The organism is Coprococcus sp. BIOML-A2, from assembly GCF_009875795.1.
Taxonomy (GTDB): Bacteria; Bacillota; Clostridia; order Lachnospirales; family Lachnospiraceae; genus Coprococcus; species Coprococcus aceti.
In genome coordinates, this window is the sequence record NZ_WWSI01000003.1 from 17468 (window position 1) to 29551 (window position 12084).

Consider the following 12084-nt stretch of genomic DNA (forward strand, 5'->3'; position numbering starts at 1 on the left):
CTGTTTAACCTCTTTACTTCTACTCCGAAACAGTTTTCTTGGTCTGGAGGACTATGAGTACCTCCTGTATCTTTGAAAAATCACATGCCGGAGTGATATATGCAGTCTTTGTAAGATTGTTGGAATCTTCCTCTATTTTTGTTACATACCCTATGTTAATTCCCGACAGATATTTGCTTGACACATAGGATGTGACGACCTGATCGCCGACTTCCACCTCTGCGTCCTTGTCAATGTTTTCAGCGATAAGATAGCCATTCTCATAATTGCTGGCACTTCCCTCAACATTACAAATAGCCTCTGATGGTAATATCATTCCGTTTACATTTGATGTATCGTCTATGATGGCTCTTACCTTGGCATAATCCTTTCCGGCCTCTGTGACTATTCCACACAGGCCGTTGCCATACATGACATTGCAGCCCTCGACAACACCATCATCTGTTCCCTTGTCGACATAGAACACCTGAAACCATCCGCCGGTATCCTTTGATATGACCCTGGCAGCAGTCTTCTTATAATCGTAATACTGGAGATCAAGCTCATAAAGTGCCTGAAGACGTTCGAGCTCATACGAATTCTGCTGGTACTGTGCCACCTGCTTCTGACTCTGTTCAAGCTGATCCTTGAGTGTTTCATTCTCCTTTAACAGTGCGTCGTAATTCTGGAATGCCTCAGTTTTGCTCTGAACCCATCTGCCTATGGTATTTACCCCTTTCTGCATGGGCTGGACAAATATGTTGGTAAAATTCCTCACCGGTGCAAATATTCCCCCCGCAAAGAGAGATACAAGCATGAGCACAACGCAAAAGCCTGTGAGTCCAAGCAAAAAATATCTCGGTGTGATCTCTATTCTTTTTCTGTTCCTATTTCGTCTTCGTTTCATTATAAAATACCTCGCTCAGCTAAGCTGACATAGCAGTTATTTCCTAAAATAATATGATCTGAAAGCTCTATCCCTATCAGTTCCCCGGCTCTGTCCATCTCTCTGGTGATATCTATATCCTGACCGCTCGGAGTCGGATCTCCGGATGGATGGTTATGCACAAGTATGATATAGACAGCATCGTATCTGAGCGCCTCCACAAACACCTCTCTCGGAGATAACATCGAACTGTTCACTGTTCCCTCTGAAATGCGGACATCCTTTATGAGCTTATGCTTCGCATCAAACATGAGGAGATACACGTATTCCTTTTCGAGATATCTTGTGTTCTCCATGAAATAATCCGCAATGCTCTGTGGGGACTGGAACGACAAAAACGGCTTAAATGAAGCCCTGGCCATCCTCCTGGATATCTCAGCCAGACATTTCATCTGTATCGCTTTTACCTTTCCAACTCCGCTTATCTCTTCAAGTTCACTCACAGTCAGGTAATTAAGCCCCACTATACCCTTGTGGACCGGATGGGCATCCAGTATCCTGTAGGCTGTGGACAGCGCATTTGCCTTCCTGCTTCCGGTTCTGAGGATGACTGCCAGAAGTTCAGCATCTGTGAGAACCTCAACTCCATACTTAAAGCTCTTCTCATACGGTCTCTCAGTCTCCGACATTTCTTTCATGGAGACCGAAAGTCCTCCTGCAAAATTCTCTTTGCAATAATTTTTATCCATATTTCCTCCTTCCGCCTCTCCAAGCTCCAGAGAAAATTTTATATGGCCGACTAATTAATCTACCATACTATAAGGTTTTTTTCTACCATTTTCTGTAATGACATTATTATGCCGTACTTGGCATGGGGATATGTAAGTCCCCCCTGAAAATATACCGCATAAGGTGGGCGCATAGGTGCATCCGCTGAGAGCTCAATGGATGAACCAGACACAAATGCTCCAGCGGCCATGATGACCGGTGAATCATAGCCCGGCATGTCCCAAGGCTCAGGTCTTACATAACTGTCAACCGGCGCTGCAGCCTGGATTCCTTCACAGAATGCCACGACCCTCTCAGGAGTCTGAAGCTCAACAGCCTGAATAATATCGTATCTGTCCTCTGTGCTGTCAGGAACAGCCTTAAAGCCCAGTCCCTCGTATACATTTGCTGCAAATATCGCACCCTTAAGCGCACTTGCAGTAACTGTAGGTGCCATGAAAAGTCCCTGAGTGAGAGCCTTTGTATTGCCAAGTGAGGCTCCAACCTCCTTGCCAAGTCCCGGAGTTGTGAGTCTGTATGAAGCATTCTCCACGTACTCCTTCTTTCCGCATATATAACCTCCTATCGGTGCAAGACCGCCACCCGGATTCTTAATGAGAGAACCGACCACAAGATCGGCACCCACATCCGACGGCTCTATATCCTGTACGAATTCTCCGTAACAGTTGTCTACCATGCATATGATGTCAGGATTTACACTCTTGACTGCTTTTATGGCCTCACCGATCTGCTGTACAGACAGCGTCTTTCTGACCGCATATCCCTTGGATCTCTGTATCTCCACAAGCCTTGTGCGGCTATTGATCGCATTCTTTATTCCATCAATGTCAAAGTCTCCGTTCGGCAACAGATCCACCTGGGCATATGTGACACCATACTCTGCAAGTGAACCCCTTGACTCCCTGATACCAATGATCTCATCCAATGTGTCGTACGGCTTTCCCGCTATGGCAAGGATCTCATCTCCCGGGCGCAGATTACCGAACATGGCCGTGCAGAGTGCATGGGTTCCGCACACTATCTGTGTCCTGACAAGGGCATCCTCCGTGTGAAATACGTCTGCATATATCCTCTCAAGGGCATCTCTTCCGTCATCCGTATAACCATAACCCGAAGAGCCTGCAAAATGTGCCTCAGACAATCTGTTGTCCTGCATGGCCTTAAGGACCTTGAGCTGGTTAAGCTCACTCACAGCATCGATGGCTGCAAATCTATCCTTAAGTTTCTCCTCCACACTGTTGCAGTATTCAAACACCTTTTCATCCACATTCAGTGATCTGTAGTAATCCTTTAACATATCTTTCATCTCTGTATAATCTCCTTTTCGCGAAGCCTGTCCAGCATAAATGACAATATTTCAGACTTGCTGTCGTACTCACTTTTATCAACCCAGGTCACATGTTTTTCCCTCTTGAACCATGTGATCTGTCTCTTGGCAAAATGCCTTGTATCTCTCTTTAGCGTATATACTGCCTCATCCAGAGTGCATCTGCCCTGAATATAATCGATTATCTCCTTGTAGCCAAGCCCCTGCATGGACACCAGCTCCCTGCTGTAACCCTCGCTCACAAGCAGTTTTACCTCGTCCAGAAGCCCTGCCTCAAGCATGATATCTATCCGTCTGTCTATTCTATCATATAATTTCTGTCTGTCATCATTTAACACAAAATATTCAAAATTATATGGTGACTCCTTCTGGGACTCCGTCTCATTGTGCTCAGATATCTTCATGCCCGTCTTTTTGTAAAATTCCAGAGCCCGGATCACCCTCTTAACATTATTCTCATGTATTTTCTCGGCGGATTCAGGATCGACCTCCGCAAGCATATCATGAAGAAATGTGTTGCCGTGGGTATCTGCAAGGTTCTGCAGCTTTTCCCTGTATGACATATCATTGTCATTTTCCTCAAAATCTATATCATACAAAAGCGCCTGGATATAGAAGCCAGTACCACCTACTATGATTGGAATTTTTCCCCGGGAATATATATCCTCCATAGCACGAAGAGCATATTTCTTGAAAAGCACAACGTTGAACTCTTCTGCCGGATCCAGAATATCTATCAGATGATGCCTTACCCCCTGCATCTCCTCCGGCTCTATCTTCGCCGTTCCAATATTCATCTTTCTATATACCTGCATGGAATCTGCGGATATGATCTCGCCGTCCACCGCCTTTGCCAGTCCTATGGACAGCGACGTCTTGCCGACAGCCGTGGGGCCGGTGAGGATTATCAGTGGTTTCATATTCTTATCCATCCTGTTATCTCCTATACTATTCGCTTAAACTTCTTCTCAATCTCCGCCTCCGTCATGGATATGACAGTCGGACGTCCATGAGGACATGTGTATGGATTTTCAAGCTTTAATAGCTGATCTATAAGTGCGTCAGCCTCCTTGAAACTTATCTCCGTGTTACCCTTTATCGCAGCTTTGCACGCCATGGTGGAAAGCTTGTGTATAAATGTATCTATGGTCACCTTTTTAGCACTGCTGCTCGCATCAGCTATGAAGTCTATGAAAAGCTCTCTGCCATCAAGGCCAAACAGGTTGTCAGGAACAGCGTTCAGCTTGAACTCCCTGCCTCCAAAGTTCTCGATCTGATATCCAAGTGCCTCGAACATCTCCATATTTTCATGAAGAAACTCTATCTCTGCGGCACTGAGTGTAACAACCGCTGGAGGCATAAGATACTGTGAGTATATCTTCTTATTCTTGTAATTCTCCATAAGCTCTTCGTACTTAACCTTCTCATGGGCGGCATGCTGATCCATTATGAAGAACTTACCATCGTACTCTATGAGCCAGTATGTCTTGAAAAGCTGTCCTATGAGTCTGTGCTTCGCACGGGCCTCCTTTGTCAGGAACTTCTCCTGGAACATATCCTGCTGTACGTATTTTTTCCCGGCTTCCTCAATATAAGCTGCATCTGAAGCTGCAGATACTGTTGAGTCTTGTGTCGCCGCTGTGACCGAAGGTCTAGCTGGTGCCGGAGCTGTATATGCCGGACTCTCGTTTACCACATTCCTGTTTTGTACTATAGCTCTCTCAAGATCATTATTCCTATCCGCATATATGTAGTTTCCTGCCGGCTTCTCCGTCTTGTTATTATCTATGACGTCTGATCCTTTATTGTTTGAGCTGCTAGTCTCATCTATGATTTCTATAACCGGGGGGACCGGCTGTGATGATGTCTGTGGTTCGATCGGGCAAAGCTGCTGTGGTGATGTCTGCGTCTCCGCCGAGCGAAGCTGCTCAGGCTGATTCTGCGGTTCTGCCGGACGATGCTGCTCAGGCTGACTCTGCGGTACAGTCCGCTCCTCTGCCCTGACTATCGCCTCACGCCTCTTATTCTCGAACGCCTCCGGTGCCTTGCCAACATCCCTCTGCTTGAAGGTCTCCGGCTTTGGATCCTTCCCCGGCGCCACATCAGGAATGAGCTCCTTGAATAACAGTGTCTCCCTTATGGCATTGTAGGTGAAGCTGTATATATCCTGACTGTTGGCGAATTTCAACTCCATCTTGGTCGGATGTACATTTACATCAAGGAGATCAGGTCTCACCTGGAAATTGATCTCGGTGAATGGAAACTTGTGTATCATGACAAATGTCCTGAAAGCATCCTCGATCGCCTTGGTGAGCACCGCACTCTTTATATATCTGTGATTTACATAGTAGCCCTCAAATGATCTGTTGCCCCTTGATATACAAGGTCTTGCTATATATCCGGAGATCTTCATATAGTCATTTTCCGCATTTATCTCAAGAAGATTTGAGGTGATGTCTCTTCCATAGATATGGTAGATTATGTCTCTGAGTTTGCCATTGCCTGATGTGAACAGCTTGTCTGTTCCATTTGCAATGAACTTAAATGAGATCTCCGGGTGTGACATGCATATACGGCACATCAAGTCGTAGATATAGCTTGTCTCCGTGGCATCAGTCTTCATGAACTTCTTTCTCGCCGGTGTATTGTAGAAAAGATTTCTGACAATTATGGTTGTTCCACCCGGAGCACCTATCTCCTCGCTGGATATCTCCTTACCGCCATGTATCTGGTATCTGAGACCGGTCACATCATCAGCGGTCTTGGTTATCATCTCCACCTGGGCAACCGCCGCTATACTTGCAAGTGCCTCACCACGGAAACCAAGAGAAGAGATACTCAGGAGATCCTCGACTGTCACAAGCTTACTTGTGGCATGTCTGAGAAATGCAAGCTTGACCTCATCCTTCTTTATACCTGCTCCGTTGTCGGTGACTCTGAGAAATGACAGTCCGCCTCCCTTTACCTCGACGGTTACCGCTGTGGCACCTGAGTCTATGGAATTTTCCACAAGCTCCTTGATGACCGAGCTCGGCTTCTCTATAACCTCACCGGCTGCTATCTTGTTAATCGTATTTTGGTCTAATACTTTTATCATTACTTATCGCTCCTTATTATTTAAGTCGCTCCTGCAATTCATTTAAATAAAGCAACGCCTTCATAGGTGTCATGTTGGACAGATCAACACACTTTATGTCCTCGATCACCTGTGATTCGGCAAGTGAGCCGAACATTGACATCTGGGTGTCTTCTTTCTTCGGCTTGAAATCATTTGTAACCTTTATCTCCTTCAGCTTGGTGGTTATGTCCTTGTCTATAAGCTGATTACATATCTCATTTGCTCTTGCTATAACGACATCCGGCACACCGGCAAGCTTTGCAACCTGTATACCGTAGCTTCTGTCGGCACCGCCCTTGACGATCTTTCTGAGGAACACTATGTCGTCTCCGTCTTCCTTGACCGCTATACAGTAGTTGTTGACTGCCGACAGCTTACCCTCAAGCTCCGTGAGCTCATGGTAATGTGTCGCAAACAGAGTTTTTGCTCCGAGCAGTTCACTGTTGCTTATATATTCAACGACAGCCCAGGCGATCGCCAGACCGTCATATGTGCTTGTTCCTCGACCTATCTCATCAAGGATGAGAAGGCTGTTCTTCGTGGCATTTCTGAGTATATTGGCGACCTCGCTCATCTCCACCATAAATGTGGACTGTCCTGATGCAAGGTCGTCGGAAGCTCCCACTCTTGTAAATATCCTATCGCATATGCCTATATTGGCAGATGCCGCAGGGACAAAGCTTCCAACCTGAGCCATGAGAACTATGAGCGCAGTCTGTCTCATATATGTGGATTTACCAGCCATGTTAGGACCGGTGATGATAGATATCCTGCTCTCATGGTTGTTCAGATATGTGTCGTTTGTGATGAACATATCGTTGTTCAGCATCTTCTCAACGACCGGATGACGTCCGTCCTTTATGTCGATGACTCCATCTGTATTGATCTCAGGTCTAACATACCCATTTGCAACAGCCACATATGAGAGTGAACACAGAGCATCGAGCATGGCTATGCTGTGTGCTGTTCTCTGTACCCTTGTGAGCTCTGCAGCAAGGGTGTCCCTGAGCTCAACATATGTGTTGTACTCCAGCGCAACAAGCTTGTCGGATGATCCGAGTATAACTCCAGCCAGTCTGTCAAGCTCCTCGGTTGTGTATCTCTCAGAATTGGCAAGTGTCTGCTTTCTGATGAAATAATCCGGCACAAGACTCTTATATGAATTGGTTACATCAAAATAATATCCGAACACCTTATTAAACTTTATCTTGAGATTCTTGATTCCGGTCTTTTCCTTCTCTCTGGCCTCAAGCTCTGCGATCCAGTTCTTGCCATCAGTTGTGGCATTCTTCAGAGTGTCTATGTCCTCAAGATAGCCATCTTTGAATATTCCGCCCTCTCTGATAAGTATAGGCGGCTCATCAACTATGGCACGGTCAAGAAGGTCATAGAGATCCTGTAGATCATCTATTCCATCCCTGATCTCGGTGAGCTCATCCGAATGGAATTCACCGAGAAGCTGTATTATAAATGGAAGAAGCTGTATGGACGTCTTAAATGCCAGAAGATCTCTCGGATTCGCTGTTCTTAACGATATCCTCGTCATAAGTCTCTCGAGATCGTATATGGTATTCATGTACTCACGGAGTTCGTCTCTGGTTATGACAGAGTCGTTGAGCTCTGTTATCGCGTCAAGTCTGGCTTCTATATCATCTTTGTGGATAAGGGGCTGCTCTATCATATTTCTGAGCATTCTCGCTCCCATGGCCGTTTTGGTCTTGTCAAGCACCCAGAGTAGTGAGCCTCTCTTCTGCTTATCCCTGAGTGTCTCTGTCAGCTCCAGATTTCTTCTGGATGAGCTGTCTATGATCATGAAGTCCTCTATGGAATATATATCTATTCTGTTGATATGATCCAGTGAGTTCTTCTGTGTCTCATGTAGATACTGGAGAAGTGCGCCCGCTGACAGCAGCATATCCTCCTGCTCATCTATGCCGAGACCATCTATTGATCCGACCTTAAACTGTCTTTTAATGAAATCCTCACAGGTGTCATCGTTAAAATAATGAGACGGAGCCTCCGATATCGTTATCTTCATCTTCTCCTTCATGTAATCAAAGTTCAGGCCACATGACAGAAAAACCTCATTCCCTATGATCTCCGTCGGTGAATATTTGTTGATCTCGTCGTACAGCTTGGATGTGGATGAGATATGACATGATCTGAACTCTCCGGTAGTGATATCACACACTGCCACGCCATACTCATCATTACAGCCAAATATACACATGAGATAGTTATTCCTCGTCTCATCAAGAATAGCCTGGGACATATTTGTACCAGGCGTAACTATACGTATAACTTCTCTTTTTACTATACCCTTTGCGAGCTTCGGATCTTCCATCTGCTCACATATGGCTACCTTGTAGCCCTTCTCTATCAGCTTGTTCAGGTATATGTCACAAGCATGATACGGAACACCGCACATCGGTGCGCGCTCCTCCTGACCACAGTCCCTGCCGGTCAGTGTTATCTCAAGTTCCCTGGATGCCGTCAGGGCATCGTCGAAGAACATCTCGTAGAAATCTCCCAGTCTGTAGAAGAGAATACAGTCCTTATACTGATTCTTAACTTCCATATACTGAGCCATCATTGGTGTTAATGCTGCCACTTCAACTACTCCTATTCTGCTAATTCACCCATGTAATAAAATCCCTTACATTCAACAAGCTTTACATTCAGGATCTTTCCAACCATCTCCGCACACCCAGGGAAATGGACAAGTATGTTGTTGGAGAGTCTTCCGGTCAGAAGGCCGTCGCCCTTCTCGTCAAAGCCCTCAACCAGAACCGGCTGTGTCTGTCCCTTTATCGCAATGGTCTTCACATCACTTATCTCCTGCACACGCCTTAAAAGCCTGTTGTATCTATCCTGTATCTCTTCCTTTGTGGAACCATTCTCCATTCCGGCGGCAGGAGTTCCTGTTCTCTTTGAATATATAAATGTAAATGCGGTGTCATACTGCACTTTCTCAACCACGTCCATGGTCTCAAGGAAATCCTCCTCGGTCTCACCAGGGAATCCCACAATTATATCAGTGGTGAGTGATATCTCCGGAACCTTTGCCCTTATGCGGTCAACCAGTGCAAGATATGACTCCTTTGTGTACCGTCTGTTCATCGCATTCAGTATCTTTGTCGAGCCCGACTGTACCGGCAGATGGAGATGTCTGCAGATCTTTTGATTCTCCGCGATGACATCTATCAGTTCATCCGACAGATCCTTTGGATGTGAGGTCATGAATCTTACTCTCTGTATCTTCTCTATGGCACACACACGCCTCAGCAGTTCCGCAAATGTGATCGGATGCTCAAGGTTCTTGCCATATGAATTGACATTCTGCCCGAGGAGCATGATCTCCACCACTCCGTCGTCAGCAAGCCTCTCGCACTCAGCTATGATATCCTCCGGATTTCTGCTTCGCTCCCTTCCTCTTACATATGGAACTATACAGTAGGTACAGAAATTGTTGCATCCAAACATGATATTTACACCTGATTTGAATGGGAATTCCCTCACCGCAGGAAGATCCTCCACGACCTCCTTGGCATCCTTCCAGATATCTATGACCATGCTTCCAGATTCTATCCTGCTCACAAATATCTCAGCAAGCTTATATACATTGTGTGTTCCAAATACCATATCGACAAACCTATAGCTCTTGCTTATGGTTGTCACCACATGCTGCTCCTGCATCATGCATCCGCACAGAGCTATCTTCATCTCAGGATTTTTCTCCTTGAGGTGCTTCATGAGACCAAGGTGACCATAAACCTTTCTGTTGGCATTCTCCCTGACCGTACATGTGTTATATATTATAAAGTCCGCATGTTCAGACTCGGTCCTAACATATCCCATCTGCTCAAGTATTCCGGCAAGCTTCTCAGAATCCCGGACATTCATCTGACAGCCAAATGTCTGTATAGAACAGGTAAGGTCACGTCCCAGCTCTTTGCTTCTTGCTGTGACATACTCCCTACCCTTTTTTATAAAATAATACTGCCTCTCCGGTTCCGCAAACGGAGCTGGAAGCCCCAGATCTATGCCGTCAATAACTTTTTCCAAATCATTCATAATCTCTATGTATCCTTATCTATTTCTTTAAAGCTGCGTAAATCCGACTGGAGTTATTCCTCTATGCCCAGCTTACCAAGTATCCTGCCTATGTTATCCATAGTATTTTTCACGCTGGAATCCGCGGCATCCATCCTCATCTGAGTCTGTATATCCGCAAGATCAATATCCCTGTAATAATCCAGCGCCGCGATGTAATCAGGATCATTCTCAAAATGAACCTTAAGTGCCCTCATGGCATCCTTATAACCGAGCAGGCTTCTGAATTTTACTGAATTTGCAGAGAAATTCAAGGTTCCATCTATCAGATCTCCCAGGCTTACACTTGGATATATCTCTATGATATCCGCATCTGTATATGCAGATATGTCTTTCTTTGAGTCGGGATTAAGGCCGCACACAACGATATTCCTGTATCCCATATCATACAGAGGCTTCACCGGAACATTGTCGGCAAGACCGCCATCACAATACTCCTTACCATTATAAGTCACAGACTCATAGAGCATAGGAAGGGTGGATGATGCCAAGACAACTGTCCTGATATCATCCGCATCCATTCCTGCAAGACTGATATACTCAGCCTGTCTTTCACCATCCTGCACACACACAGCTATGGTTGCATACACTGTAATCTCAGCTTCCGACAGCTCTTTATAATCCACATAGCTGTCCATGAGCTTTATCATCTCCCTGCGCGACATGAATCCCGATTTGTCGTTGAACATCAGATCAGGATCAACGTCAAACACCGTATCAAAATGTATCTTCTTCCATGCCTCCTCGCTTCTGTCAGGATCATTGCACGCGAAAAGCACGGCATTTATCGCACCTATGGAAGTTCCTGATATGGCTGTAACCTTGTCCATAAGTCCATACTCTGCAAGTGCTCTGTACACCCCGAGCTGGTACGCTCCTTTACCGCCGCCACCGCCAAGGCACAGCGCATAGCTGTCAGCCATATCACCGGACTGAGTGCGTCCTGCAACTTTTCCGGCATCATCCGCCCCGGCATTTTGCAGCTTATCCATCTGTATCTTCTTTTCAAGTTCAGCGATCTTTGCTGTTATCTCGTCTCTGTTCATTGACCCTCCATTATGATATAACTTCCGATTCTGTTACTATGATATGTGGTCTGATATCTGTAGGTTCACTGTCTATCTTATCAACTATCTGGAATTCATACGCCAGTGCCACCGTGACAAGCCCTGCATGCCTCGCCAGATATCTGTCGTAATACCCTCCGCCAAAGCCTATGCGGTTGCGGCTGTGATCAAATGCAATCCCAGGCATGAACATAAGCCCATCTTCGATCTCCTCAAAATCATCAGAAACCGGTTCGAGTATCCCAAAGTTTCCGGATGCAAGTTCCCCGTAGTCTGTGATCTCAATAAATTCCATGTCTTGTCCATAAACCTTTGGAACATATACATGCTTTCCATCCGCCCACGCCCTCTCAACTATGAGCCTTGTATCCACTTCGTTCCCTTTGGAGATGTATGCACATATATTGATGGCATTCACATATTCAGGAAGCGCTGACAGCCGTCTGCATATAAGTTTTGATCTCTGCGCACGATCATCCCTGTCCATGTCATTTCTGACTGCTTTTATTCTTTTTCTTATAACTTCCTTGCTGCCGGAATTTACACTATCCTCGCTATTCATAAGCCAGCCTATGCCTTTCTGGTAGGATCAAGGTCCTGAAGTCTGGTTATGGAGCCGTCCTTCTCTTTGATATCTATATTGTTGAGCGTGCTCCTGAGATTATTCTTCACAGCAAATATATATTCCTGCCTTAACTGCTGCTGTTCCTTCTTCTCAGCGTCGGTGAGCCCCTCAGCCTTGGACTTGTGATATAACTCATTTATACGTGCGATCTTTGCCGCATCGATTATCGTCTCTTTCATA

General features: G+C 45.7%; 10 protein-coding genes. All 10 read right to left on the reverse strand.

The window, feature by feature from the left end; all coding sequences use genetic code 11:
• Positions 1-19 precede the first annotated feature (19 nt).
• Genes mreC through GT575_RS07135 form a run of 10 tightly spaced genes read right to left on the reverse strand, consistent with a single transcriptional unit; the run spans position 20 to position 12083 of the window.
• Complete coding sequence (mreC, locus tag GT575_RS07090; protein WP_070098451.1) at positions 20-886, reverse strand: rod shape-determining protein MreC; 867 nt, start codon at positions 884-886, stop codon at positions 20-22.
• Complete coding sequence (radC, locus tag GT575_RS07095) at positions 886-1614, reverse strand: RadC family protein (RefSeq protein ID WP_015534923.1); 729 nt, start codon at positions 1612-1614, stop codon at positions 886-888. The genes mreC and radC overlap by 1 nt, the downstream gene beginning before the upstream one ends.
• Positions 1615-1673: 59 nt before the next feature.
• Entirely contained in the window at positions 1674-2960 is a 1287-nt protein-coding gene (locus tag GT575_RS07100; protein WP_055144461.1) for a methionine gamma-lyase family protein, read from the reverse strand.
• The gene (gene miaA / locus GT575_RS07105) at positions 2957-3913 is read right to left on the reverse strand and encodes a tRNA (adenosine(37)-N6)-dimethylallyltransferase MiaA (RefSeq protein WP_192934963.1); all 957 of its coding nucleotides are present in this window, start codon (positions 3911-3913) and stop codon (positions 2957-2959) included. The genes GT575_RS07100 and miaA overlap by 4 nt, the downstream gene beginning before the upstream one ends.
• An 11-nt stretch (positions 3914-3924) precedes the next feature.
• Positions 3925-6078: a DNA mismatch repair endonuclease MutL gene (gene mutL / locus GT575_RS07110; RefSeq protein ID WP_055222636.1), complete on the reverse strand. Its 2154-nt coding sequence runs from the start codon at positions 6076-6078 to the stop codon at positions 3925-3927.
• A gap of 16 nt (positions 6079-6094) precedes the next feature.
• Complete coding sequence (gene mutS, locus GT575_RS07115) at positions 6095-8692, reverse strand: DNA mismatch repair protein MutS (RefSeq protein WP_082419759.1); 2598 nt, start codon at positions 8690-8692, stop codon at positions 6095-6097.
• 29 nt (positions 8693-8721) lie between these two features.
• Positions 8722-10173: a tRNA (N6-isopentenyl adenosine(37)-C2)-methylthiotransferase MiaB gene (gene miaB, locus GT575_RS07120; RefSeq protein WP_055222632.1), complete on the reverse strand. Its 1452-nt coding sequence runs from the start codon at positions 10171-10173 to the stop codon at positions 8722-8724.
• A 53-nt stretch (positions 10174-10226) separates the two neighbouring features.
• Positions 10227-11258, reverse strand: coding sequence for a patatin-like phospholipase family protein (locus tag GT575_RS07125; RefSeq protein ID WP_055222630.1), 1032 nt, complete (start codon positions 11256-11258; stop codon positions 10227-10229).
• Between the two features lie 10 nt (positions 11259-11268).
• The gene (locus GT575_RS07130; protein WP_055222628.1) at positions 11269-11841 is read right to left on the reverse strand and encodes a 5-formyltetrahydrofolate cyclo-ligase; all 573 of its coding nucleotides are present in this window, start codon (positions 11839-11841) and stop codon (positions 11269-11271) included.
• 8 nt (positions 11842-11849) lie between these two features.
• Entirely contained in the window at positions 11850-12083 is a 234-nt protein-coding gene (locus tag GT575_RS07135) for a DUF896 domain-containing protein (protein ID WP_015534916.1), read from the reverse strand.
• Position 12084: the final 1 nt, after the last annotated feature.

Coding starts and splice junctions, on each gene's coding strand:
- mreC (WP_070098451.1), bottom strand. CDS start 886: ATGAAACGAAGACGAAATAGGAACAGAAAAAGAATAGAGATCACACCG.
- radC (WP_015534923.1), bottom strand. CDS start 1,614: ATGGATAAAAATTATTGCAAAGAGAATTTTGCAGGAGGACTTTCGGTC.
- GT575_RS07100 (WP_055144461.1), bottom strand. CDS start 2,960: ATGAAAGATATGTTAAAGGATTACTACAGATCACTGAATGTGGATGAA.
- miaA (WP_192934963.1), bottom strand. CDS start 3,913: ATGGATAAGAATATGAAACCACTGATAATCCTCACCGGCCCCACGGCT.
- mutL (WP_055222636.1), bottom strand. CDS start 6,078: ATGATAAAAGTATTAGACCAAAATACGATTAACAAGATAGCAGCCGGT.
- mutS (WP_082419759.1), bottom strand. CDS start 8,692: ATGATGGCTCAGTATATGGAAGTTAAGAATCAGTATAAGGACTGTATT.
- miaB (WP_055222632.1), bottom strand. CDS start 10,173: ATGAATGATTTGGAAAAAGTTATTGACGGCATAGATCTGGGGCTTCCA.
- GT575_RS07125 (WP_055222630.1), bottom strand. CDS start 11,258: ATGAACAGAGACGAGATAACAGCAAAGATCGCTGAACTTGAAAAGAAG.
- GT575_RS07130 (WP_055222628.1), bottom strand. CDS start 11,841: ATGAATAGCGAGGATAGTGTAAATTCCGGCAGCAAGGAAGTTATAAGA.
- GT575_RS07135 (WP_015534916.1), bottom strand. CDS start 12,083: ATGAAAGAGACGATAATCGATGCGGCAAAGATCGCACGTATAAATGAG.